The organism is Chryseobacterium herbae, assembly GCF_025154075.1.
In the GTDB taxonomy this organism is placed as follows: domain Bacteria; phylum Bacteroidota; class Bacteroidia; order Flavobacteriales; family Weeksellaceae; genus Chryseobacterium; species Chryseobacterium herbae.
Window position 1 is genome coordinate 273,713 of the sequence record NZ_JAOAMU010000003.1, and the last position, 23,861, is coordinate 297,573.

At 38.0% G+C, this 23,861-nt stretch carries 23 protein-coding genes; 7 read left to right on the forward strand and 16 right to left on the reverse strand.

The genetic code is table 11. From position 1 onward, the window contains the following. Nucleotides 1-467: 467 nt before the first annotated feature. Together N0B48_RS11240 and N0B48_RS11245 are read right to left on the reverse strand one after the other, a co-directional pair. Entirely contained in the window at nt 468-1,523 is a 1,056-nt protein-coding gene (locus N0B48_RS11240) for an NAD(P)-dependent alcohol dehydrogenase (RefSeq protein ID WP_259838886.1), read from the reverse strand. Between the two features lie 42 nt (nt 1,524-1,565). Then, nucleotides 1,566-1,970: a cupin domain-containing protein gene (locus tag N0B48_RS11245; protein ID WP_259838887.1), complete on the reverse strand. Its 405-nt coding sequence runs from the start codon at nt 1,968-1,970 to the stop codon at nt 1,566-1,568. 131 nt (nt 1,971-2,101) lie between these two features. Between N0B48_RS11245 and N0B48_RS11250 the strand changes: the two genes are divergently transcribed. The 3 genes from N0B48_RS11250 to N0B48_RS11260 all read left to right on the forward strand — a co-directional run bounded on the left by N0B48_RS11250 (nt 2,102) and on the right by N0B48_RS11260 (nt 4,945). Then, nucleotides 2,102-3,004, forward strand: coding sequence for a helix-turn-helix domain-containing protein (locus N0B48_RS11250; protein WP_259838888.1), 903 nt, complete (start codon nt 2,102-2,104; stop codon nt 3,002-3,004). 291 nt (nt 3,005-3,295) lie between these two features. Further along, nucleotides 3,296-4,633 (forward strand): carboxylesterase family protein, encoded by a 1,338-nt coding sequence (locus N0B48_RS11255; protein WP_259838889.1) that lies wholly within the window; start codon nt 3,296-3,298, stop codon nt 4,631-4,633. A gap of 156 nt (nt 4,634-4,789) precedes the next feature. Then, nucleotides 4,790-4,945 (forward strand): hypothetical protein, encoded by a 156-nt coding sequence (locus tag N0B48_RS11260; protein ID WP_259838890.1) that lies wholly within the window; start codon nt 4,790-4,792, stop codon nt 4,943-4,945. An 88-nt stretch (nt 4,946-5,033) separates the two neighbouring features. On the opposite strand, the gene N0B48_RS11265 is transcribed toward N0B48_RS11260, so the two are convergent. From N0B48_RS11265 to lpxK, 6 genes are all read right to left on the reverse strand, one after another. Further along, a complete protein-coding gene (locus N0B48_RS11265; RefSeq protein ID WP_259838891.1) occupies nt 5,034-6,506 on the reverse strand; it encodes an alpha-amylase in 1,473 nt (490 codons plus the stop codon). Between the two features lie 46 nt (nt 6,507-6,552). Further along, nucleotides 6,553-7,650: a DNA polymerase IV gene (gene dinB, locus N0B48_RS11270; RefSeq protein ID WP_259839236.1), complete on the reverse strand. Its 1,098-nt coding sequence runs from the start codon at nt 7,648-7,650 to the stop codon at nt 6,553-6,555. A gap of 42 nt (nt 7,651-7,692) precedes the next feature. Further along, a complete protein-coding gene (locus tag N0B48_RS11275; RefSeq protein ID WP_259838892.1) occupies nt 7,693-8,148 on the reverse strand; it encodes a GNAT family N-acetyltransferase in 456 nt (151 codons plus the stop codon). Further along, nucleotides 8,148-8,663: a TlpA family protein disulfide reductase gene (locus N0B48_RS11280; RefSeq protein ID WP_259838893.1), complete on the reverse strand. Its 516-nt coding sequence runs from the start codon at nt 8,661-8,663 to the stop codon at nt 8,148-8,150. The genes N0B48_RS11275 and N0B48_RS11280 overlap by 1 nt, the downstream gene beginning before the upstream one ends. A gap of 103 nt (nt 8,664-8,766) precedes the next feature. After that, on the reverse strand, nt 8,767-9,582 hold the full coding sequence (locus tag N0B48_RS11285; protein ID WP_259838894.1) for a purine-nucleoside phosphorylase: 816 nt from the start codon (nt 9,580-9,582) through the stop codon (nt 8,767-8,769). After that, entirely contained in the window at nt 9,566-10,591 is a 1,026-nt protein-coding gene (lpxK, locus tag N0B48_RS11290) for a tetraacyldisaccharide 4'-kinase (protein WP_259838895.1), read from the reverse strand. The genes N0B48_RS11285 and lpxK overlap by 17 nt, the downstream gene beginning before the upstream one ends. Before the next feature lie 110 nt (nt 10,592-10,701). Between lpxK and truA the strand changes: the two genes are divergently transcribed. The 3 genes from truA (at nt 10,702) to N0B48_RS11305 (ending at nt 14,055) form a co-directional block, all read left to right on the forward strand. Further along, nucleotides 10,702-11,436: a tRNA pseudouridine(38-40) synthase TruA gene (truA, locus tag N0B48_RS11295; protein WP_259838896.1), complete on the forward strand. Its 735-nt coding sequence runs from the start codon at nt 10,702-10,704 to the stop codon at nt 11,434-11,436. Nucleotides 11,437-11,666: 230 nt separating this feature from the next. Continuing rightward, on the forward strand, nt 11,667-12,008 hold the full coding sequence (locus N0B48_RS11300) for a hypothetical protein (protein ID WP_259838897.1): 342 nt from the start codon (nt 11,667-11,669) through the stop codon (nt 12,006-12,008). 286 nt (nt 12,009-12,294) lie between these two features. Further along, on the forward strand, nt 12,295-14,055 hold the full coding sequence (locus N0B48_RS11305) for an ABC transporter ATP-binding protein (protein WP_259838898.1): 1,761 nt from the start codon (nt 12,295-12,297) through the stop codon (nt 14,053-14,055). A 68-nt stretch (nt 14,056-14,123) separates the two neighbouring features. Here the strand turns inward: N0B48_RS11305 and N0B48_RS11310 are convergent, their stop codons facing one another. The 4 genes from N0B48_RS11310 to N0B48_RS11325 all read right to left on the reverse strand — a co-directional run bounded on the left by N0B48_RS11310 (nt 14,124) and on the right by N0B48_RS11325 (nt 18,023). Next, a complete protein-coding gene (locus N0B48_RS11310; RefSeq protein WP_259838899.1) occupies nt 14,124-15,908 on the reverse strand; it encodes a GEVED domain-containing protein in 1,785 nt (594 codons plus the stop codon). Between the two features lie 213 nt (nt 15,909-16,121). Continuing rightward, on the reverse strand, nt 16,122-16,712 hold the full coding sequence (locus tag N0B48_RS11315; RefSeq protein WP_259838900.1) for a hypothetical protein: 591 nt from the start codon (nt 16,710-16,712) through the stop codon (nt 16,122-16,124). Then, a complete protein-coding gene (locus N0B48_RS11320) occupies nt 16,702-17,172 on the reverse strand; it encodes an RNA polymerase sigma factor (protein WP_259838901.1) in 471 nt (156 codons plus the stop codon). The genes N0B48_RS11315 and N0B48_RS11320 overlap by 11 nt, the downstream gene beginning before the upstream one ends. Beyond that, nucleotides 17,172-18,023 (reverse strand): alpha/beta fold hydrolase, encoded by an 852-nt coding sequence (locus tag N0B48_RS11325; RefSeq protein WP_259838902.1) that lies wholly within the window; start codon nt 18,021-18,023, stop codon nt 17,172-17,174. Before N0B48_RS11325 ends, N0B48_RS11320 begins: the two co-directional genes overlap by 1 nt. Before the next feature lie 707 nt (nt 18,024-18,730). On the opposite strand from N0B48_RS11325, the gene N0B48_RS11330 reads away from it, so the two are divergent. After that, entirely contained in the window at nt 18,731-18,943 is a 213-nt protein-coding gene (locus tag N0B48_RS11330; RefSeq protein WP_034723449.1) for a hypothetical protein, read from the forward strand. A gap of 56 nt (nt 18,944-18,999) precedes the next feature. On the opposite strand, the gene N0B48_RS11335 is transcribed toward N0B48_RS11330, so the two are convergent. From N0B48_RS11335 to N0B48_RS11350, 4 genes are all read right to left on the reverse strand, one after another. Then, nucleotides 19,000-20,292 (reverse strand): MFS transporter, encoded by a 1,293-nt coding sequence (locus tag N0B48_RS11335; protein ID WP_259838903.1) that lies wholly within the window; start codon nt 20,290-20,292, stop codon nt 19,000-19,002. A gap of 21 nt (nt 20,293-20,313) precedes the next feature. Next, nucleotides 20,314-21,726: a porin gene (locus N0B48_RS11340; RefSeq protein ID WP_259838904.1), complete on the reverse strand. Its 1,413-nt coding sequence runs from the start codon at nt 21,724-21,726 to the stop codon at nt 20,314-20,316. Between the two features lie 102 nt (nt 21,727-21,828). After that, a complete protein-coding gene (locus N0B48_RS11345; protein ID WP_259838905.1) occupies nt 21,829-23,097 on the reverse strand; it encodes a sensor histidine kinase in 1,269 nt (422 codons plus the stop codon). Next, nucleotides 23,094-23,771 (reverse strand): response regulator transcription factor, encoded by a 678-nt coding sequence (locus N0B48_RS11350; RefSeq protein ID WP_034723455.1) that lies wholly within the window; start codon nt 23,769-23,771, stop codon nt 23,094-23,096. Before N0B48_RS11350 ends, N0B48_RS11345 begins: the two co-directional genes overlap by 4 nt. Between the last annotated feature and the right edge of the window lie 90 nt (nt 23,772-23,861).

A 23,861-nucleotide genomic window follows, 5' to 3' on the forward strand; every position in this document is an offset into this window, starting at 1 on the left:
AATGTATAATGTATAATGTATAATGTATAATGTATAATGTATAATGTATAATGTATAATGTATAATGTATAATGTATTTATGATAAAGGTCTATGATGGAAAGATTCAACTATTTCAAACAAGCTTACAAAATTCAATAGGAGCGGGCTTTAGCCCGTTTTTTAATGAAAAATATATTCAAGGCTTTAGCCAAAATCTATCCAATTGCATTTAACGTTTTCAAGATAAAATTCAATAGAAACGGCCTTTAGCACATTTTTTTAATGCACGAAAGATCCCAGGCCTTAGCCAAAATCTATCATTTATCCACGCGTATTTAATGTTTGACTATAATATTCAATAGAAACGGGCTTTAGCCCGTTTAAACTTTAAATCATCCAAATTGGCTTTAGCCAAAACCTAAAAAAATATTCCAAAAACAAAAAAGACCACCCAAAGGCAGTCTTTCCGTTAAAATATACGAATAATTACAAAGATTGCATATCAATCACAAAACGGTATTTCACGTCACTTTTGATCATTCTTTCATACGCTTGATTGATATCCTGCATTTTGATCAGCTCAATATCTGAAACGATATTATGCTTTCCGCAGAAATCAAGTAATTCCTGAGTTTCAGCAATACCTCCGATCAATGAACCGGCTACCGAACGACGTTGGAAAATCATTGGTCTTGTGCTCACTTCAGTTTCGCTGAATTCGCCTACAAATCCTACAAGAACCAAAGTTCCGTTCAGAGTAAGGGTCTGCATATAAGGATTGATATCGTGCTCATAAGGAACCGTATCGATGATCAGGTCGAATTTTCCTTTTACAGTATCCATTTGTGAATCATCGGTAGAAATAACCACGTGATCAGCTCCTAATTGGTTCGCATCTTCCGTTTTTCCTGGAGTTCTAGAGAATAAAGTCACATCAGCGCCTAATCCTTTTGCCAGTTTGATCGCCATATGTCCTAATCCGCCTAGTCCTACAACAGCTACTTTAGAGTTAGGTCCAACGTTCCAGTGTCTCAATGGAGACCAAGTTGTAATTCCTGCGCATAAAAGCGGTGCTACTGCAGCAAGGTCAAGATTTTCAGGGACGCTTAATACGAAATGGTCATCAACAACTACTTTCTGAGAATATCCGCCAAAAGTATGACCTCCCAAATGCTTGTCTTTTCCGTTGTAAGTTCCTGTAAATCCGTTTAAGCAATATTGCTCAAGATCTTCTTTACAGCTGTCGCAGTGTCCGCATGAATCTACCATACATCCTACTGCGGCAAGATCGCCTACTTTAAATTTAGAAACTTCACTTCCTACACTGGTAATTCTGCCAACAATTTCATGCCCCGGAACCACAGGATACAAAGATCCGCCCCAGTCATTTCTTGCCGTATGGAGGTCAGAGTGGCATACTCCACAGTATAGAATTTCAATTTCTACATCTTTGGGAGTGGTTGCTCTTCTTTCAATCGTCATTTCTTTAAGGTCTGCCGTAGTAGACTCAGCCCCGAAGGCTTTTACTGTTAATGTGCTCATTGGTTTGGTTTGGTTTATTTGATTTAAGTTAATTAAGTTCAGTTATAAATTATTGTACTCCTCATCATTGACAGGTTCCAGCCATTCCACAATGCCGTTTTGGGTATTGGGATTGATGGCAATATGAGTAAATTCACTATCCGGACCAGCACCATGCCAATGAATGACATCAGGAAGAATATTCACCACATCTCCTGGACGTAAAACCTGTGCCGGTTTTCCTTTTTCCTGATAAAATCCTGTTCCTGAAGTTACAATTAAAATCTGGCCGCCGCCGTGAGAATGCCAGTTATTTCTGCATCCGGGTTCGAAAGAAACGTTTCCGATCTGGCAGTTCAAGTCATCTTCATTAGGTTTTAGAATCTGCACCCAGGCTGTTCCTCCGGAAAAATAAGCTGCGGGAGCTTTTTCTCCTTTTGGAAAAATGTTTGTATTAAATGTTTCCATAACGGTACAAAAGTCGATACTTTTAGATAAACACTACTTATACAGATTACCGAAATACTTACCAATTTTACAGACCCTATACAAGGTATGCAGGAAAGTGGTAATTTTGAATACGTTTAAAAAGATAGTTAATGGAAGATCAGGAAGTTGATAATATAAAGAGTGTTTCAGATTACAATAAAATGGTAAACAATGAAACCTTGCATCCGCTGGTAAGTGTGGTGGATTTTTCAAAATCCGATCCCATATGTCAGTACAAGAGAACCTATACCTTTTATACCGTTTTCCTGAAAGATGTGATCTGTGGCGATATGCATTACGGCAAGCACAGCTACGATTATCAGGAAGGAACGTTGGTTTTTATCGCTCCCGGACAGGTAAGCGGTGTTACCAATGATGGGAAGTCCATACAGCCCGGTGGATATGCCTTGCTGTTTCATCCCGATCTGATCAAAGGAACCAATCTCGGCAAAAATATCAAAGACTACAGTTTCTTTTCCTATGACGTTCACGAAGCACTGCACCTCTCGGAAAAAGAACGGGAAATTGTTTTGGAATGTTTTAAAAATATCAAACTTGAACTCGAACAGTCCATTGATAAGCACAGCAAATCATTGATTGTGAATAATATTGAACTCTTTTTAAATTACTGCATGCGTTTCTACGACCGTCAGTTCATTACCAGAGATCATATCAACCAAGGGGTGATCGGGAAATTTGAAAACCTCGTAGATGATTATTTCAAATCTGACAATCCTAAAAACATAGGTTTCCCGATGGTCAATTATTTTGCAGAAAAACTCAACTTATCAGCCAATTACTTCGGAGACCTGATCAAAAAGGAACTAGGTGTTTCTGCTCAGGAATTTATTCACAATAAACTCATCGATGCGGCAAAAGAACAAATCTTAAATCCGTCAAAATCCATTAGTGAAATTTCTTATGACCTTGGGTTTAAATATCCACAGCACTTCACCAGATTATTCAAAGCCAAAGTTGGCGTTTCTCCAAGTGAATATAAAATGCTAAACTGATTGTTTTAAACACAAACAACACGAATGTTTTCACAAATATCAAAATTTTCATCCACAATCATTTGTGAAATTTGTGGGAAAAACTATTGTCATTCGTGTTAAATAAACTGATTGTTTTAAACACAAGCAACACGAATATTTTCACAAATACCACGATTTTATTCAGGTTCACTTATTTGTGAACATTAGTGTAAAAAATTAGTGTCATTTGTGTTTAAATACCATAAAATATTTCCTCATTTCAAAAAACTGAATTAATTTTAATAGACAGAATTTTTCAAAGTTTTTAAAATGACAGTTCAGCAGACCAAGACTCACATTTTTCAGACCTCCTTTGGGAAAATTATTGCACTGAAAGAAAACGGCATCATCAGAGCAAAAAGCATCCGCTATGCCCATTCAGAAAGGTTTAAAAGACCTGTTCCCGAACAACCATCAGCTTCAGAAATTATCTTTCCCCATAAAACACCCGTCTGTCCACAGGTTATAAGTCCGTTGGTGGAAAAGATGATTGGTCCTACTCATATTGAAGATTTTGATGCGGATGAATCTACTCAGTTTCTTTCCATATTCCGTCCTGATAGTTTTACAGACAATGAGAAACTTCCCGTGATTGTATGGATCCATGGCGGTTCCCATGAGATAGGTTGTGGTGACCTGCCCACTTCTGATCCGAGTGAATGGGTAAAAGAACAGCAAATCATTGTTGTTACGGTTTCCTACAGACTTGGGCTCTTTGGCTTTCTGGGAGGAGATGAAGAAAGATCAGCTAATTTGGGCTTGTTTGATATTATCGAAGCTTTAAAATGGATCAAAAACTATAGCTCAGATTTTGGTGGTGATCCTGAGGATATTACACTTTTAGGCCAGTCTTCAGGCGGTGATGCCATTGCTCATCTGATGATCTCAGATGGTGTTGAAGGTTTGTTTAAGCGGGTAATTATCCAGAGTGCACCTTTGGGACTGCGCCACAGCCGGCAGAAAATGTCTGCAGAGTTTCTGAAGAAAACAGAATTTCTTAAAGACGAAACAGATGTTTTGAAAATGGCAGAAGAATCTCGGAAACATGTACCGGCTGTGATAAAATACGGGCTGAAAGCAGCCATGCCTTTCGGAACACAATATGGTTTTCCTCCTTTATGTCAGGAAAATGAAGCGGTGGAAAAGTGGAAATCAAATGCAGGGAAATATGATGTGCTGATTGGTTTAAACGACAATGAAACGGCTTTTTACCTCAAAACATCCGATGCTTTGAATAAATATTTCGGAAAAGGGTTTGGCCTGATCATTTTAGATAAAGCGGTAAGAAAAACTACGGAATTCATCTATGGAAAACCGGCAGAAGAATTTGCTGAAAATTATGCCAAAGCAGGAGGAAACGTTTATCTGTTCAGAATTCATTCACAGTCAGAGCACAATCATATTGGGGCTGCACACTGTATCGATCTTCCTTTGGTCTTTGGGAATAAAGAAGCCTGGAAATCTGCGGAATTGCTGAAAGATATTCCATGGGAGTATATTCAGGAAAATGGTAAAAAGTTGAGGACGCTTTGGGCAGAATTTGCCAGAACCGGAAAAATATCAGATACATCAGAAAGACCTGAAATACTAAGAATCCGAAAAATTTAGTTTTAAATCTGTTGATGTTTTTTGACGAACTTCTACAGATTATATTCTTATTTTATTATGGAATTGATAGACTAAATCATGTATTTGTGAGTAATTTTTAATGATGTGATGATTATTTATTTATATTTGATTAACAAATCTTAAAACATACTAACTATGAAAACAAATGCACGAAAACTAAATCGGGAGGAACTTAAGAATTTAAAAGGAGGAGGACCTATCCGAGACAGAGTATGCTGTACTTCCAACGAAGATGGCTTTTGCTGTGAATGGGCCATTAATATGGAAAACTGCCACTATATAAACTGCTAAAGAATTATTATAGCAGTACAATTTTAAGACATACATGACCAAAGAGATGATCATCCGGTCATGTATGTTTTTTTATTTATTTGAGAAGTTATTCAGAAATCCAGACACTCACATTTCCTTCAGGAACCGGAAAATTTCCCCATCCGTTCTCATCAATGATTACTTCATCTTCTAGTCTTTTAAGCAGATCATGGAATTTTTTACCCGCATAGCGTTTTCCCATTTCCATAGGCTTGCTGTAAGCTTCTTTATTGCTTAGGACCACAGCACATCCGGAATGTTCATCATCTCCTTCACGTGTCCAGCCGAGGCAGTTGGCATCTTCAAAATAATCCCTTTGTTCACCGTAAGCATGATCTTTCCTTGCAATAAGAAGTTCTTCAATGCCATCTACTTTTTCAAGAAAAATTTCCTGATCATTGCCATCTCCACCTTTGTCAGTATAATGGGCACCATACAGATCAGGATAAAATACACACGGATAGCCATTCTCCCGAAGCAGAATTAAAGCATACGCCAATGGTTTAAACCATGATTCTACCGGAGCTTCAAGGTCCTGCAAAGGCTGTGTGTCATGATTATCCACAAGACTCACAGAATGCATAGGATCCGCCTGGGTAAGCGTTTCGTCAAAAATTCTTCGGAGATCATAAGAACCACCTTCATTGGAAGCGGTGTGGAAGTTATTCTGAAGCGAACTGTCAAAAAGGCTCATGCATCCTTCCGTAACCTCAATATATTTCTGAAGCAGATTCAGCTGTCCCGGAGCCCAGTATTCTCCGACTGCAAAGATGTTTTTTCCGGAATTGGAGCGGAGCATGGTCAGCCATTCCTTATAAAAATCAAAGGAGATATGCTTTAAAGCATCCAGTCTTACCCCGTCGAAATCAGTCAGGTTAAAATACCATTCAGCCCAGCTGTTGAGTTCTTCACGGACAAATGGATTACGATGCTCGATGTCATTATACATCAGATAGTCGTAGTTTCCCTTCTCGTCATCAATCATTTCTTCCCAATCATTACCGTATTCAGACTGTATCTTATAAATGTGAGAATCCATACCTTCGGCAAAATCTACTCCGCTGAAGCAGTTGAAATTCCATTCAAAATCAGAATATTTTTTTCCTCTTCCGGGAAATGTGAATTGAGTGTAGGATTCTATTTCGATGACATCTGAAATAATTTTTTCCCTGTTGTTTTCATCAACTTTTACAGCCTTAAATTTTTCCAGCTCATCGCCGCCGGCCTTGTGTCCCAGAACAATATCAACAATGATCCCGATATTTTGTTTTTTCAGGGCTTTAATGGCTTTTAAATAATCATCCTTCGTGCCGTATTTCGTGGGAAGACTTCCTTTCTGATCAAATTCCCCAAGGTCATACAAATCATAGGCATCATAACCCACCGAGTAGCCTCCGTTTGTGCCTTTATAAGCGGGAGGAAACCATACCGAAGTGATTCCTAATTTTGCCAGATCTGCGGCCTGTTTTTCTGCTTCTTTCCATAATTTTCCATTTCCTTCAGAATACCAATGGAAAAATTGAATCATCGTCGTGTTCATAGGCTGTGATTTGGTTGGTTTCCTACAAGATAGTGAAAAAAATCATCTATTGATTTTCAAATTCTTCGAACGGAATTTTTAGTTGAATAGATACCTGTTTTTTCTCTTCCGTGTTGAGGTGGGAAAGGGATAATCCCATTAGTCTTACCGGTTTGTCAAAAGGTCTGAGCTCCCAAAGTTTTTTTCCGGTATTGAAATACTGTTCAGGGGAAGTGAAATAGTCTTCCTTCGTGAAACTTCTTGTAAAGAGTGAAAAGTCTTTATATTTAATTTTTAAAGTCAAAGCTCTTCCGAGGATATTATTCTTTTGCAGGCGCTGATGAAGTTCCTGGCTCAGATGTTCCAGTTTATCATTAATTTCCTGATCATCAAAGAGATCTTCAAAAAAAGTCCTTTCTACCGCAACACTTTTCTGGATGCGATGAGGTTTTACTTCAGAATTATGAATACCACGAACAACATTGTAATAATAACCACCCGATTTTCCAAAAAGCCTTACCAGTTCTTCCAGTGATTTTTTCTTTAAATCTTTTCCTTTATAAATCCCTAAACTAAACATTTTGTTAGCTGTAACCTTTCCTACACCATAAAACTTTTCAACGGGAAGTTCTTCTAGGAAGCCTTCAATCCGATCAGGATGGATCGTCTTCTGTCCATTCGGTTTATTGATATCCGAAGCCACTTTTGCCAGGAATTTATTCACTGAAATTCCCGCAGAAGCGGTCAATCCGGTCTGTTCAAATATTTTCTGACGGATTTCCTTAGCAATCTGATTGGCAGATTCTATATCTTTTTTATTTTCGGTGACATCCAGATAGGCCTCATCCAGAGAAAGAGGTTCTACAAGATCTGTGTATTCGTGAAAAATTTCCCGGATCTGTTTTGAAATTTCTTTATAGCGTGCAAAACGGGGTGGAACAAAAATAATATGCGGACATTTCTCTTTGGCTGTTTTGCTTGGCATAGCAGAGCGTACACCGTATTTTCTTGCTTCATAACTCGCCGCGGAAACTACACCACGGTGTTCTCCTCCTACAGCAATAGGTTTTCCCTTAAGCGAAGGATCATCATGCTGTTCTACGGAAGCATAAAATGCGTCCATATCAACATGAATTATTTTACGGGTGGGAAAAGAAGAATCCATACCGCAAAGATATGGATTCATTTATTTTGAATTAAATTCTAATCAGGTTTTCATTCTCATCGTAACCAATAATGACTCAAAGCCGGCTTTTTCATAGGCTTTTACAGCCGATTCATTTTGGGAATATACATCGAGCCTTATTTCAGAAAGACCTTTGGATTTTGACCAATTGAGCAGTTCGTCAAGAATCAGCTTGTTCACACCTTTTCCTCTGTGCTCGGGCTTTACGTACATAAAACCTAAATAGGCATACCGGTCAAAGTTAGAATAATCATTTCCCGGTTCCTTAATTTTAGCATAACCGGATGCAATGATCTCGTTATTTTCCTCCGTTACCAATACTAAAGAATCCTCCGACTTTATCAGTTGAAGCAGATCGTAGTAATGAATTTCTCCATCACGCAGCGTGCTGTTAAATGGTCTTTCTGCAAGGACAATTCCCTGCTCGAATTCTAAAAGGACCTCCAGATCCTGTTCTGTAGCTTCTCTTGTAATCATTATTTTGAAAGACGGTTTATGGTTTCCTGAATCTCCGGATCTTCGGGAGAAATAGCGTAATATTTTGCAATAGAAGACTTCTGATCCACTACCATATATCTTGGAATCCAGTTCAGGTCAACGTAATTGTTGAAATCATTTTTCCATCCTGAAGCAAACCAGTAATTGTTTTTGTCCTTCATATTGAATCGGTCCAGACTTTTGTCAAAACCTTCTTTTGATCTTTCCAGAGATAGAAATACAAAATCTACATTAGGATTGTTTTTCTCAAGTTCTTCAGCTTTCGGAAGCGCTTTTAAACAGTCTCTGCACCATCCGGCCCAGAAATCAATCACTAAAACTTTTCCTTTATGCTGATCAAGAATCTGCTGAATGGTAATATTTTTCCCTTCCTCATCTTCCAGCTTTTGTACTAAAGCTTCCTTGGAGAAAGAGGTTTTGAGTACTTTCGGCTGCTGTTGTGCATAGCTCATCCCGAAAACACTGATCATAAAAATGAATGCTAACTTTTTCATTCTTTCAATTTCATTTATACAAATCTAAACAATGAAACGCAATCTGAGATTGATTTCTGATGAATTAGGAAAAATTTATGAGATCGAAAATTTCTATAAAGATCTATGGATAATTTCTGATAAGGCCTTTCACTACAGCAATCACGTTCGGCATAGCTTTATTGGCTGCATTCAGAACTTCTTCATGAGAAACGGCAAGGGCAATATCCGGTCCGCCAAGATCTGTAATCAGGGAGATACAGAAAACGTCCATTGACATATGTCTGGCGACAATCACTTCAGGAACGGTGCTCATTCCCACCATATCCCCACCAATAGCTTTGATCATTCCGTATTCTGCGGGAGTTTCAAAGGTAGGTCCCTGTAAAGCTACATAAACGCCCTGATGAATCTTAATATTCTGTTCGGCAGCGGCCTTTTCAGCCACTTCGATCATTTTTTTGTTGTAAGGCTCGCTCATATCCACAAAACGGGGTCCGAACGATTCAATATTTTTGCCACGAAGCGGATGTTCAGGCATCATATTGATATGATCTTTTAAAATAACAATATCTGCCACACGGTAAGCAGGATTGACACCACCACAGGCATTGGAAAGGATGAGGTTTTTAATACCCAAAAGATGGAAGACCCTTATCGGAAAAGTCACGGTTTCCATAGAATGGCCTTCGTAGTAATGAAAGCGTCCGCTCATCATCAAAACTTTTTTGCCTTCGAGGATTCCGTAAATTAATTTTCCGCCATGTCCTACAACCGTCGTTTGCGGGAAGTTGGGGATTTCAGGATATTCCAGAACGTGAATGGCTTCCACTTCGTCTTGCAATTTTCCCAGTCCGGATCCTAAAACGATCGCAAAATCCGGAGTTTCTTTGATAATATTGTGAATGAAATCTGCAGTCTGCTTAATTTTTTCTAACATAATCTAAGATGATTTGGTTGAATTCTTCCTTTTTATCAATGATGACATTGATAGGCCAGTAGTAAACAATTTCTCTAAGATAATCAAAAGTTTTCAGACGTACATAATCTTTCTCCGTGGTCAGGATCAGTTTGTATTCCCCTAATTTTTTATATTCTGCGATGATTTTTTTGATGTCATCATCCGTAAAATTATGGTGGTCTCTGAATTTTAAATGCTTAACCCGCTGTGAGAATTTTGCCAGATGCTCAAGAAGAGGTTTCGGATTGGCAATTCCCGTGATCAGGAGGATGTCATAATAATTCAGGTTGTTATCCGGAAGCATTTTTTCTCTTCCGTACACATTTTCATCGTAGCCGATGGAGGAAAAGAAAACTTTCTGGTTGTGGGAAGGTCTTATCCTCGAAATATAATATCGTTTGGTTTCTTCGGTAAGTTCATCCGGACATTTGCTGACCATGATGATATCTGCTCTGCTGGAACCATTTCGGGATTCTCTTAAATCTCCGGCAGGAAGAAGATGGTCTTTGAAATAAGGATCATTAAAGTCCGTCATCAGAATATTGAATCCTGCTTTGATCGCTCTGTGCTGTAAAGCATCGTCGAGAACAAGAATATCCAGGTCCATATCTTCGATTACTTTTTTAGCGCCGGGAACTCTTTCTTCTGAAACAGCAATAACGAAACGGTTTTTAAAACGTTCAAAAAGTTGCATGGCTTCGTCGCCTACTACTTTATAATTGCTTTCATAATTCGTTACTTCGTAGCCTTTGCTCAGTCTTCCGTACCCACGTGATAGGACGCCTGTCCTGTAGTGTTTGGACAGATATTGGGCAAGATACATCACCATAGGCGATTTTCCGCTTCCGCCCACAGAAAGGTTTCCGACATTGATTATCGGAGTCTTGAACTTAGTTGTCTTAAAAACTCCCAGATCATACATTGTGTTTCGGATACCCGTTACCAAATGATAACCAAGGGAAAAAGGATAAAGGTACCATCTTTTCATACGTTTGCAAAAATAGGAATTTTCGTAAGGATTTTGTGTAATATTCTCAAAGACTTTTCAACAAATATTTCATTAAATTAAAGTATTTTTGTGGAGTTATTTTTAATGCATTGAGATACTTTATTGAATTTTCTTATAATGGCAAAAATTATTTCGGTTACCAGATACAGCCGGATGCCATTTCTGTACAGGAAGAACTGGAAAAAGCGCTTTCCACCATATTAAGGGAAGAGATCAAAACAACAGGTGCCGGAAGGACAGATACCGGTGTTCACGCCAAAAAAATATTTGCCCATTTCGATACGGAGAAAGAAGTGGATGCACTCAACCTTCCTTATAAGATGAACAGCTTCCTGCCTCCCGATATCAGTATAAAAAGGATTTTTAAGGTCAAAGATGACTTTCATGCCCGTTTCGATGCGACGTACAGAACGTATGAATATTATATTTCTCTGGCAAAAAATCCATTCACGCAGGAATCTGCCTGGCAGCACTGGAAAAGACAGCTGGATATCCACAAAATGAACGAAGCCTGCAAAATTCTATTTGAATATGAGGACTTTACCAGTTTTGCCAAATTAAAAACGGACAACAAAACCAATATCTGTAAAATGTACAAAGCAGAGTGGGAGCAGGATGGAACAGAACTTAAGTTTACGGTTTCAGCCAATCGTTTCCTGAGAAATATGGTACGTGCGATTGTAGGAACCATGGTGGAAATCGGAAGTGGTAAAATAAAACCTGAAGATCTGCGTAAAATTATTGAAGATAAACACCGCAATGCTGCCGGAACTTCAGCACCAGGACACGGACTGTTTCTTGTAGATGTTGGCTATGAATTTTAGTCAGGAAGGTACAAAACTCATATAATCATTTCAACGTTTTTTGTATAGTACTCTGTTTGTTCACAATACGGAAAAAATTGCTATTTTAGCAGGATAACTATTTCCATGAAAAGATTCTTTGCATTCCCTTTCTTTAGCATAAAGTGTTCTTTGGTGGAAATAGAAAAGTACTGAACGTATGATGAATTCAGGAAAGGCCTGAGTTTTCTGCTATTAATAAAACACGAATTATGTTATCAATCTTTATTCTTATCGGAGCCTACCGATATTACGCACAGCTTGCCGAAAGGTTCGGAAAAACAAAATGGCACTACGGGCTTTTCGCTATTGGAGTGTATCTGGGAACGCAATTGTTTTTTGGTTTTTCTTATGGAATTTATCAGGGAATTAATGATCCGGACTCTCTGGAGGAAGTCAGCTATACAGGGTTTTCTATCGTTAATATTATCAGCTGGATTATTTCCATTGCAGCCGTATATGGCGTTTATCAGCTTCTTGAAAGAAAATTTGTAAAAGAACATGTGAATAAACCTTCTTTGGAAATTGAAAAAATCGGGGAGAAGAATTTATAAAATTTAGATGACCAAGGGCAGGTGACTGAGGTTCTCGAAGTCACTGATACGTTGGCTTCGAGCGCCTCAGCCAACTTTTGGAGTTATTAGAATAAGCCGGAGAAACTATAAACCGGGATGACTTAATCTGTGGCAAAAAAGGTTGAAAAACTGTGCTTAATATATTCATACTGTAAATAACCCTTATCTGAAATTTTCTATAACGAATTGATGAAGTTGTAAAGGCTGTCAAATTATAAAGTCTTATTTTTGCATAGAATTTTAAATTCTTTCTTCAACTCGTACAATGAAAAAACAAGATACCTGGGAGATTGTTAAGAGGCTGTTCTTTATTGGAATGAAATTCCGTTCCTGGTTCATCCTTACTTTGATAATTTCCGTCATACTGTCCATAGTTTCTACCTACAGGCCCTATCTTACCATGGAAGTGGTGGATAATGATATTACCAGGCTGCAGGATAAGGCTTTGATGATGAAGCATATCTATATTTTGGTAGGTTTGGTTTTTGCAGAGACTATTTTAAACTTTTTCTTAGTTTATTTTTCAAATTATATTTCGCAGAACGTTATCCGTGATATCCGCGAGAGGCTGTATGCGAAGCTGATCTATTTCAGAGCCTCATTTTTTGACAAAACGCCTATCGGACAGCTTGTGACGCGTGCTGTTGGGGATGTGGAAACCATTGCCACGGTTTATACCGACGGTTTCCTGATGGTTTTTGGAGATATTCTTAGAATTGTATTTGTTCTAATAATGATGTTCAGTACGAATGTCCATCTGAGTTATATTACATTGGCGATCCTTCCATTAATGGTGGTGATCACCAGATTTTTCCAGAAAAGATTGAAAAAAGCTTTCGGGGACGAGAGAACCTGGACCGCGAATCAGAACTCTTTTGTTCAGGAAAGACTGGCAGGAATGTCTATTATTCAGGTATTCAACAGACAGGGTGCTGAATTTAAAAGATTTGATGACATTAATATTACCCTGAAAAGTGCTTTATTGAGAACGGTTTTCATTTTCTCATTATTCTTTCCGGTCGTAGAATTGATTTCCTCATTATTCATCGGATTTATCCTTTTTTATGGCGGGTATATCACGATCAGTGCCGGTGTTGTTATTGCATTTATCCAATATATCTCTATGCTGATCCGTCCGTTAAGACAGATTGCAGATCGTTTCAATAATATCCAGAGGGGAATCGTAGGGGCAGAAAGAGTATTAGGGGTGATGGATGAAGATTACGCAATGCCAAATACGGGAACGGTGAAGAAAGATCACTTTGACGGTAAAATTGAATTTGAAAACGTACGTTTCGCCTACGATGAAAAGCAGGAAGTATTGAAAGGAATAGATTTTAAAGTAAATCCGGGAGAAACGGTAGCTATCGTGGGTGCCACGGGTGCGGGGAAATCTACGATTATCAGCTTGATCACAAGACTTTATGATATCAATTCCGGAAGAATCGTTATTGATGATGTTGATTTAAAGGATTACGAACTGTATAACCTGAGAAGTCATATCGGTGTGGTGTTGCAGGATGTGTTTCTTTTCCACGGAAGTATTTTTGAAAACCTTGCGTTTGGTGACGATACTATTACGTTGGAAAAAATAAGAGCAGGAGCCAGGGAAATTGAAGTGGATGAATTTATCGAACAGCTTCCTGGCGGCTATGAATTCGTAGTAAGTGAAAGAGGTTCCTCCATTTCTTTAGGACAGAGACAGCTGTTGTCTTTCCTAAGGGCTTATTTATCAGATCCTAAAATTCTGATTCTGGATGAAGCAACCTCTTCGATAGATCATGAAAGTGAAAAACTGATCCAGAGAGCAACAGAGAAAATTACTAAAAACAGAACTTCCATTATCATTGCCCACAGACTTTCAACTATTGAAAAAGCAGATAAAATTATTGTCATGGAGCATGGCAAAATCGTGGAAGAAGGAAAGCATTTAGAGCTTCTTGATAAGAACGGATACTACTCAACACTCTACAAAGCACAGCTGAGACATGAAGTGGAACTGGAAGAAGAAGAGCAGAATTCATAGATCAATTGATTTTGTATATAAAACAAAAAGAGAGCCTCGCAGCTCTCTTTTTTATTTGAATAGTTTTCTTAGAATCTTAATTTCTTAGTGACCACTTTTCCGTTTTCCAGAACCGCAGTTACCGTTAAAATCGTATTCTTTTCATTCACAGGAAATCTGAATTCAGAAGATTTTATATCTGTTCTGCCGGTAAGCAGCCTTCCTGAAGCATCATAAATATGAAGTGAAGATATTTTCAGATCACTTTTTATGTATACAGCGTTCTCATCTTTAATGATCTCTGCGGTATTTACCTTGGTTACATTTTCTACAGCCAGTAATCCGGGACGCGTAATGATCACCGAATAATCTTCTACCTGCCCATATTTTGGAGTATAGCATGCCGTAACAGCTGTTCCGTTAAATTCACCGATAACTCTCATTCTTAAAGCGGTGTTGGCTACAGCAGTTGCAGGAGGTGTTACAGAAGCCGTCGCAACAGAGCCGCTGCTGATGCCACTTTGATTAAGGACAAGTTCAGTCGTTTCATTGAACTGCCCGTCATTGTTATAATCGATATAAGCTTTGATAATATGCGAATTGCTGGTTCCCGGTGCAACGGTAAGGGTTGTTGCCGTACCACCAGGAATCGTGGTTTTGGAAACACCTGCGCAGTAATTTCCGGTAAAATTTTCGTAGAAATTATTGGAAGCCTGTTTATAGTTTGAAGAATAATTATTGATATCTCCAAATTTTACAGAGGTGATTCCAAGATTAGTGCCTCCCGGATTTGTGATAGAAGTTGGAGCACATGCGGAGGTTAAGACACTGCTGTTATTAGGTATCGTGGAAGAAGCAACAGGGGAGTTGATCAAAGACTGTCTGTACTGCAGGAGTTGTGCCGTTGCCCGGTCGGTCTGTCCGGAAGTAAATAAGTCTCTGAAGCAGTAAGTATATGCCATAACGTTTCTCTCACCACCCGCGTAAGCCACACTGGTACACGGATTAATCTGTCCCGTCTGGCAGCTGCTTGGCACAGACGAGTGATAAAGACTTTTCATAGGTTCTGTATCGCAAACCAGATCTCCCTGTAATGTACAATCAGTATTGGTAGGGCAAGCTCCTGTAGATTCAGTATAGCCTTCATGAGTATGACGAAGTCCCAGCGCATGTCCGAATTCATGGGCTAACGTTTGTTTATTCACTGCAGAAGCGCTTGTGGCCATGAAAGAATAATCCTTGCTGCCTCCCGGATAGTAAGCATATCCGTTCAGGGCCCCTGCATTGGAAGTTAGTTTCTTCACGACATAGATATTGTAATATTTGCTGGTGTCCCACATCCCTAAGGCGGTGATCTCGGTAGCAGCTACTGCATTGGTGGTATTGTCATCATTGACACCTCCGCTTACATATTTTGGAAGATGGGAGGCATTGATTCTGTTAATCCCATTGGTAGCGGCACAGCTTGGATTCACTTTGGCAAAAACAAATTTCACAGGTAACACAGCACTGGTGCCGGACATACCGCTGGTTGAACTTCCGGAAAAAACGCCGTTTGAATAATTCACCCATGCAATAATATCAGCGTCGGATTTGTTATTTACCGTTCCTATGGCACTTCCGTCACCGACTACATGGACCACGACAGGTATTTCATAGACTAGTTTTTTGTTGATGGTCTTAGCAAATTTTCCGCTTTTGATCAGTTTAGATATTTCTAAATTAAAAGCATCATCCTGAGCTTTCTGTTCCGGATACCTTTCATAATGTTTCCGCATCAGTTCATCCGTTCCACACTCCTGGAATTCCAGCTTCTGCGAATGAAAATTGGAGCATAGAACCCCACAGGTAATTAAAAATAGTAGTTTTTTCATAATATTCATATTGGTATTTTTCTGGTTATTAAAAATAATTAAAAAGAAATTAAAATATTGATATATGAAATAAAATCTATTTAATAATGAAATAAAAGTTTTATTTTAATGTAATTATTGTTAAAAAATGAATGTAATATTTAATTATATGAATATTGTATAATTTATTACATTAAGTAGCTTTCAACAAAAAAACTTTGTATTTTTTGTTGATTATTCTTTCAATTGTTCATTGATTTCTTCAAATTTATTAATCAGTCCATTCAATTTTTCCTGCTGTTTCTTTATGGTTTTGGGTCTAAGATAAAACCAGTTGAAGGCGATCCATAAAAAAGTGAGCCCATACGTTAAAACTGCATAAATCATCTCCATTCTTGAAGCGTATTCATACATATACAGACTGATTCCTGCGAACAGCATGATGAAATACAAGTTCAGCATAGTGGTTTGCATAAATTTCTGCTTACTCTTAAGTGAATACAGACTCTGCAGATATTCAGCATTTGTTTGTGTACTGTCGAGTTTATAAATAGGACTGAACAGTTTATTGTAAGCAAACAGGAAAATAACCATGGCCAGAATAACCAGTACAATTCCGATTTTGGTTGAGATAAGCTGAGGCTGATAATAATACCAGATAAATCCTATGAATAGGCTGGTGAGGATCAGCAAAACATTGGTAATCAATAGTTTTCTTAAGTTCTCATTTTTAAATTTCTTAAGCCTTCCAAGCAGTTCTTCTATACTAGGTTTCTCAGCAGTCTGCTGCTTCCAGAGGTTTTTAAAATCTATATTAGTAGCCATTTTCTTTGAATCTTTTTGTTAATTTTTCTTTTATCCTGTGAATCCTTACCCTTATGTTAGGTTCCGAAAGTCCCACGATACCAGCGATTTCCGCCTGCCTTATTTCTTCCAGTTCCAGTGAGATAATGATCCTGTCCGTTTCAGGCAATTCCGAAATAAACTGATACAGCAACTGGATCTGCGGTTCCATAGATTCCTGTTTTTTTTCTTCGAGATGAATGGGAAGTTCCGCTTTAGTAAATCTTTTCTCCTTTTCAATCTGTTTTAAACAGTTATTCGAAGCAATTCTGAAGATCCACGTTCCAATGCTGGATTCATTCCTGAATTTCGGAAGCTGCCGCCAGACAATAATGAAGGTTTCCTGAGCGAGATCCTGTGCCAGGTCAGAATTGTTGACATATCCCATGCATAAACGGAATATCTTCTGCCAGTACAGTTCATATATATCTTCAAATACCATTATTTGGAGGATAAAAAGTTATTCAACTGTGCAAAATACCATTCTTTGTCGTCATACATGATAAAATGAAGCCCTTTTAAAGCATATCTCATATCTGTATTTTTTAAATTTTTATATTGGTTTTCAATAGCCGGTTTAAAATTAACAAAATAAGATTCCAGAAGGATAAGCGAAGGACATTGAATCGTTTTTATTTTTTCACGTAAATCTGTATTGGAGAAATCACAGTACATCTTTGCAAAAGTGGTCCGGTCGGATTTCATGCTCCAGTCAATCACTGTTTTCTGCATAGCTGGATCGGCTACAAGATGTGGAATAGTGCCGGTTTGCATTTGTTTAAACTGTTCATCATTCATCGCTTTTAATGTATTGATTGTTGAGGTACAGTCGTTATTTTCTTTAGAGGTAAAATTCGGATTCGATAATGCTGCCAGACACGGAAGTGTATCTACAACCACTATTTTTGCAATAAGCTCCGGATAATCTGCAGCCAATGCCATAGCCAGACCGCCTCCCATACTGTGTCCAATGATGACAGGCTTGTCAATTTTCTGATCCTTGATATAAGCTGCAATTTCTTTTTCCCAGTCCTTAAAACTGGCATCTGCCAATGGTGGTACTCCCGCAAATCCTTTCATCGTTAAAACATAGCAGGAAAATTGACTGTCAAATTGAGTTACTGTTTCGTTCCAAACGTCTCCCGAAGAAGCAAATCCTGGAATAAAAATAATGGTCTGTTTGCCGTGTCCAGTTTTTTTGATTTCAAAAGGATACGTTTTTGTCTGTCCGAATATATTGCATGCTGCTGCAAAAACTAACATCAGGATAAAGAAGATTCTGTATTTTTTCATGATTATAAAATTTTAAGGTGAATATGTCTTTTAGAGACAGACTTTTATAAAATGTTACAAAATGTTTTAAATTATTTTCTGAATGTTGGTAAAAAGGCAGCGGTGCAAAGTTTTTTATTATTCTAAAACAGTTATCAACCCTCTGTCATTGCGAGGAACGAAGCAATCTCATCATCATCTTTGCTGAAAATCTCGATTTTCTTGCGTCTTAAAATACCCATATTTTATTAATCCTTACGCCATTGTGATCCTCCAACAAGTTAATTTTCAAATAGTAAAAACATTGATCAATCATCTTTCTCCTTCCTGAAAACCTTCGATATAAACCATAATGTACTAAAAATCGGGTCTCTTCGCTCTATTTCAGCAGATTTAACGATAAATTTTCAGATAATAGTGGTGTAAAATAGCACGTTACAGCTGCTTTATATTATTCATAAAAAGATTTATTTTTTTAATGGTTTTTCCTGATTTAATAGGCTTTTTAAAGATATTTTCTATTAAATTTCTGAGCTTTAAAATTATTTTATAATTCTGAAAAAATGTAAAATCCGTATAAAATCGTCAAATTGAGTAAAAAAATAGTATTTACCTGATGATTATATTGGAAAATTCACTAATTTTATTACTAATTAAGAAGATGCCCCAGCTTATCGAAGGGTATGAAGTGTAAAGTTGAAATTTTTAACTAAAATCCAAAAATATAAATGAGCAATATACAAGATGAATTTAAAGTCTTTAAAGACGAGCTAAAAAAACTGAATATCGATGTACAGAAAGTAGTGAAAGTAGGAAACGGAAGCATGGATTTCCACGAGGTTTTTTACAAGTCACCGAGATATCAGGATATAAAAAGCGTGTATGTTCAGCGTCATAACCTGGACAGTATGGTGGAGAAATTTAAAAAGGCTTACCACTAAAAATAAAATGGGCGCCGCAGAGAATCTGCGGCGCCCGGCTTTTATAGCTGTTGATGTTAATCTTTATCAAGTGAGGAATTTTCTTTTGTATCCTTCATTCCGGCATATACGATCAGAGAGAATAAAATACATCCGGTGATATACCAGTAGAAATACTGTTCTGTTCCCGCCTGCTTGAACCAAAGGGCTACATATTCTGCTGTTCCTCCGAAAATAGCCACTGTAAGGGCATATGGAAGACCTACTCCAAGCGCTCTGATCTCAGAAGGAAAGAGTTCCGCTTTGACAACAGCATTGATGGAAGTGTAGCCACTGACAATAATCAGGGCTGCCATAATCAGGAAAAATGCTGTCCACATCGATGTGGTTGTGCTCAAAGCCGTCAGAAGGGGAACCGTAAATAATGTTCCAAGGATTCCAAAACCTAAAAGCAACGGTCTTCTTCCGATTTTGTCTGATAATGCTCCAAATACAGGCTGCAGGCACGCAAATATAAATAGTGAAATAAATGAGATCAGGGTAGATTGTTCTTTGGTAAGATGAACGGTATTCACCAAAAATTTCTGCATATAGGTTGTGTAGGTGTAAAAGGCCAGAGTTCCTCCTAACGTCAGTCCAATTACCGTAAGTAAGGCTTTAGGATGTTTCAGAAGCTCTGTGACCGTTCCTTTTTTCTTATCGTTAACCTCTTTTTTATTTTCAAAAGCCTCCGTTTCGTGAAGATTGGCTCTTAAATACAAAGCAATCACAGAAAGCAAAGCTCCGATGACGAATGGAATTCTCCAGCCCCATTCTTCAAGCTGAGTTTCCGTCAAAAGCAGTTTTTGCAAAATCAATTGAATGCCCAATGCGATCAGCTGCCCGCCTATAAGTGTTACATACTGAAAGCTTGAATAAAACCCTCTTCGGTTTTCCGATGCCATTTCACTGAGATAGGTTGCAGAAACACCATATTCTCCGCCTACACTTAAGCCTTGCAATAGTCTGGCAATTAATAATAAGGCAGGAGCTAAAATTCCTATAGTCTTATAAGTCGGAGTAAGTGCAATAAGGAGCGAACCGAAAGACATCAGTAAAACAGAAAGTGTCATTGCTTTTTTTCTCCCGATCTTATCCGCAATACTTCCGAATATCCAGCCTCCGATAGGACGCATCAGGAAGCCCACAGCAAAGATTCCTGCCGTATTCATCAGTTGTGCATTCAGGTCGGAATCCGGGAAAAAGGAGTTGGAAAAATAAATCGCAAAAGCAGCGTAAGCATACCAGTCGTACCATTCGACCAGGTTTCCTACGGAACCGCCCACAATGGCTTTGATCCTTTGAGCAGTTGTAATTTGAGTAGTATTCATATGAGTAAGATATTAAATTTTTTAAAGTACGATCTGAAAAGACAGCAAAAATTCACCTTTTCTATCAAAAATTGTTTTGGATGTGATGTCATAGAGCGGTCTGCTGCTGTATTGAGCAACGATTCTTGCGTTTTGACCATAGAGATAAAAATTGGCTCCAATGTCATAATAGCTTCCACTTTGATTAAGCGCCTTCATGTCTTTCAAGGCATAATTGAAAAATGGCTGAACCTTCAGGATTTTACTGAATTTCGGAAGCACAAAACCCATCTGCGAAAACCAGATATTTCCTGTTCCCATCAAAACCCTGTTGTTTCCGGCACCTTCCAATGCTTTTTGTCCCATAAAATCTGCGTTGGGAGTTCCTGGATTCAAAAGACCACTTACTCTTAAATAATTGGGACCGTAATTATAATTGTAAAAAACAGAATAGAGTGTTAATCCCATTTCCTTGCTTTTATCTCCTACCGGAAGCTCCGTATAAACATCTGCACCTAAAATATTGACATCATGAGATTCGAAAACATTTTCAGAAGGTTGAGATTGCGTTGCTTCTTTATTGGTGTAAAAACCGGCTCCAAGATTCAAGACTTTTTTTGTAGCTAAATTATTTCCCGGAAGGAAAGAAGTCACCGTCGTTTCTTTGTTAAAAAACTGGTAGAATGCATATCCGGAGTAAGACAGCTTTCCACTTTGGTTATTATCTACAGCCGCACCTCCGATGGCTGGTTTCAAACTGGTCGCAAAAGGTTTGTTAACACTGAAACGGTAATTAATTCTATCCAGTTCCCCATGGACAAAAATTCCCAGCTGTCTCGAAAACTGATCGGCTATTTCTATCATTGGAAAATTGAAAACGGGAATATCACCAGCAAGCATTTTGGTGGTGCTGGCATTGGTCAGTCTACTTACCCCATTCCATGAGTGGAGTCCTGCGCCCAAGTATAGATTGTTTTTGTTCGGTTTTCCTGTCTGGAAATCATTTCTTGGAATAATCGCGAATTCATTATAAGCATCATGAAAAAAGAAAGGTGCTTTTTTTCCGGCTCCATTGTTTCCGGTACCGGTTCCACCACCTGAAATAAAACTCTGATTATTAATTCCCATCTGTAAAAAAACAGAATAAAAAGGAGTGACCTGGCTTTGAATAATCAGCCTCATTCTCCTGATACTTGCATCGTAGGTTTGTTCCTGAGGAACTCCGTTCACCAGTGTTCCGGGATTGTTATCAATACTGCGGAGCCAGATCTGACTGGAAATACCGAATTTCAGCCATTTGTCACCTTTAGCATTCAGGTTAATTTTAAGTTCTCCCACATCTAAAGGATTTTTCTCAGAAGAAGCCTCTTCAGGACTTTTCTTAATACTCACCGTATCCTGGCCATATGTACATTGCATAACCGTAAAACTGAAAATGAGAAGTAGTTTTTTCATTGGCGCTTTTATTTGCACCTAAACAATACATACATTCTGAAGAAATTCTGAAGTTTTCACAAAATTGAATCATTTGATGTTATGTTTTTGAAATTCAGTATTTTATTTTACGAAATTGATTCTTGTAATATGAAGATTGTTTTCAAATTGATAGAATATTTCAGTGTCATAAATCTCCAAAATTTTCTTCACGAGTGCCAAACCGATCCCGATAGAATTCTGATTGGGGTTTCCGCGCCTGAATCTCTGGAATAATTCTTCAGTAGGAACAGTAGGAGGATTTCCCGTATTGGAGATCTGCAAATAGCTTTCCGTAAGCGTTACCGCTATTTCTCCGTTTTCTATATTATGTCTTTTGGAATTATTGATGAGGTTGTTGATGACGATCGTAGCAAGATTCTGATCAAAATTAAGATAAACTTCCTGTTGGATATCTTTCGTTACCGTAAGATTCTGTATTTCAAAAATGTCTTCAAAATAGAGAAGTCTTTCCTCTAGCAGTTCCGAAAAATTGATAAGCTGGGAATCATTTTTTTCAAAATGCTCAAGTTTGGCGAGAAGAATAAGAGATTGATTAATTGATGAAAGCCTGTCCAGCTCATCATTCATAGAAGAAAGTGTGATCAGTTGGTTTTCCGAAAGCTCACTGTCCATCAGTAGTTCTATTTTCCCTTTGATGGAAGCTAGTGGGGTTTGCAATTCATGAGACGTATTTTCCGAAAGTTCTTCCAGTAGATGATAGTCTTTTTTAGAGCTTTCTGTCATTTTTAACAAAAACCTGTTTAATGATTTGAATTCGTCGGTTTCCGTTTTCATCAGCTCCATGGAGCGGTTGTCTCTCAGACTGAATTTCTTGATTTCATCTATCGCATGATAAAAAGGGTCAAGGATTTTTTTGGATACCAGAATACTCACAATAATAGTAAGAATGATCAGGAAAACCATGATCCATGCAATAACCATGATGATGCTCATCAGAAAATTATTCTCGATGATCGTAATGTATCTTACACTGGTAATGGCGTATCTTTTCTGCTTAATTAAAGGATAGGTAGTCACCGTAATTCTGTTCATGTGGGACTGGATGCTTTTATTCCAGATGTATTTCTCTTCAATGATTTTTTCCTTGAAATTTTTAGAATCTACAGGAAGAATTTTCACCTGAATCTGCCCGTGATGGAATTTCAAATAGTCATATGCAGGATCCTGTTCCAATCTACGGGCTACATAAGTGTTTAAATCCTCAAGTTTGAGAATAGCAGAACGCATCGTTGCTCTTTCAAAAGCAAAATAAAGAATCGCAAAACCGGTGATCAGTACGAAAAATACCAATATGGTAAATGCTCTGGCAAAACGGAAGCTCAAATTCATTTATCAATCCATTTATAACCCAATCCGTAAACAGTTTGCAGATAATCCTTTCCACCGGCATCAATCACTTTCTTCCGTAGGTTTTTTAAATGCTGATAAACAAAGTCTACATTGTCAATGCTGTACGTATAATCACCCCAAAGATGACTGGCTATAGCCTGTTTAGAAAGCATTCTGTTCTGGTTGTTGATGAAATAGATCAGCAGGTTCAGTTCCTTTTTTGTAAGATTGACCAGTTGGTCATTGATTCTGCATTCCTTAGATTCCAGATCAATCTTAATTTCATTGAAGCTTAGAATGCGGTTGGCTTCCGGTGTTTTTCTTCTGAGCACCGCTTTTATCCTGGAGTGAAGTTCGGGTAGTGAAAATGGTTTGGTGATATAGTCATCGGCGCCGTCATCCAGTCCGGTCAGTTTGGTGTCTAAAGAATTTTTCGCAGAAACAATAATGACACTGGCCCCGGGAGCATAGTTTTTAATATGTTTCAGAATATCCAGCCCGTTTCCATCGGGAAGCATGAGGTCCAGAAGAATGCAGTCGTACTCAAAAAGTTCTATTTTATCGATAGCTTCTTTCGCATCAGAAGCGACTTCACAGACGTAATCTTCTTTTTTAAGATAGTCTGTGATATTGGACGCAAGATCTTTATGGTCTTCTATGATGAGAATTTTCATGCGAAAGTATTAAACAGGATAAACGGTTATCCGGTTTAAAGATATAAAAAAACCGTTCAGAAAATCAAGAACGGTATTTTTAATTATGGG

What these genes read in the sequence shown, in the direction of transcription:
- N0B48_RS11240 (WP_259838886.1), bottom strand. Translation starts at nt 1,523, where the DNA reads ATGAGCACATTAACAGTAAAAGCCTTCGGGGCTGAGTCTACTACGGCA.
- N0B48_RS11245 (WP_259838887.1), bottom strand. Translation starts at nt 1,970, where the DNA reads ATGGAAACATTTAATACAAACATTTTTCCAAAAGGAGAAAAAGCTCCC.
- N0B48_RS11250 (WP_259838888.1), top strand. Translation starts at nt 2,102, where the DNA reads ATGGAAGATCAGGAAGTTGATAATATAAAGAGTGTTTCAGATTACAAT.
- N0B48_RS11255 (WP_259838889.1), top strand. Translation starts at nt 3,296, where the DNA reads ATGACAGTTCAGCAGACCAAGACTCACATTTTTCAGACCTCCTTTGGG.
- N0B48_RS11260 (WP_259838890.1), top strand. Translation starts at nt 4,790, where the DNA reads ATGAAAACAAATGCACGAAAACTAAATCGGGAGGAACTTAAGAATTTA.
- N0B48_RS11265 (WP_259838891.1), bottom strand. Translation starts at nt 6,506, where the DNA reads ATGAACACGACGATGATTCAATTTTTCCATTGGTATTCTGAAGGAAAT.
- dinB (WP_259839236.1), bottom strand. Translation starts at nt 7,650, where the DNA reads ATGGATTCTTCTTTTCCCACCCGTAAAATAATTCATGTTGATATGGAC.
- N0B48_RS11275 (WP_259838892.1), bottom strand. Translation starts at nt 8,148, where the DNA reads ATGATTACAAGAGAAGCTACAGAACAGGATCTGGAGGTCCTTTTAGAA.
- N0B48_RS11280 (WP_259838893.1), bottom strand. Translation starts at nt 8,663, where the DNA reads ATGAAAAAGTTAGCATTCATTTTTATGATCAGTGTTTTCGGGATGAGC.
- N0B48_RS11285 (WP_259838894.1), bottom strand. Translation starts at nt 9,582, where the DNA reads ATGTTAGAAAAAATTAAGCAGACTGCAGATTTCATTCACAATATTATC.
- lpxK (WP_259838895.1), bottom strand. Translation starts at nt 10,591, where the DNA reads ATGAAAAGATGGTACCTTTATCCTTTTTCCCTTGGTTATCATTTGGTA.
- N0B48_RS11300 (WP_259838897.1), top strand. Translation starts at nt 11,667, where the DNA reads ATGTTATCAATCTTTATTCTTATCGGAGCCTACCGATATTACGCACAG.
- N0B48_RS11305 (WP_259838898.1), top strand. Translation starts at nt 12,295, where the DNA reads ATGAAAAAACAAGATACCTGGGAGATTGTTAAGAGGCTGTTCTTTATT.
- N0B48_RS11310 (WP_259838899.1), bottom strand. Translation starts at nt 15,908, where the DNA reads ATGAAAAAACTACTATTTTTAATTACCTGTGGGGTTCTATGCTCCAAT.
- N0B48_RS11315 (WP_259838900.1), bottom strand. Translation starts at nt 16,712, where the DNA reads ATGGCTACTAATATAGATTTTAAAAACCTCTGGAAGCAGCAGACTGCT.
- N0B48_RS11320 (WP_259838901.1), bottom strand. Translation starts at nt 17,172, where the DNA reads ATGGTATTTGAAGATATATATGAACTGTACTGGCAGAAGATATTCCGT.
- N0B48_RS11325 (WP_259838902.1), bottom strand. Translation starts at nt 18,023, where the DNA reads ATGAAAAAATACAGAATCTTCTTTATCCTGATGTTAGTTTTTGCAGCA.
- N0B48_RS11330 (WP_034723449.1), top strand. Translation starts at nt 18,731, where the DNA reads ATGAGCAATATACAAGATGAATTTAAAGTCTTTAAAGACGAGCTAAAA.
- N0B48_RS11335 (WP_259838903.1), bottom strand. Translation starts at nt 20,292, where the DNA reads ATGAATACTACTCAAATTACAACTGCTCAAAGGATCAAAGCCATTGTG.
- N0B48_RS11340 (WP_259838904.1), bottom strand. Translation starts at nt 21,726, where the DNA reads ATGAAAAAACTACTTCTCATTTTCAGTTTTACGGTTATGCAATGTACA.
- N0B48_RS11345 (WP_259838905.1), bottom strand. Translation starts at nt 23,097, where the DNA reads ATGAATTTGAGCTTCCGTTTTGCCAGAGCATTTACCATATTGGTATTT.
- N0B48_RS11350 (WP_034723455.1), bottom strand. Translation starts at nt 23,771, where the DNA reads ATGAAAATTCTCATCATAGAAGACCATAAAGATCTTGCGTCCAATATC.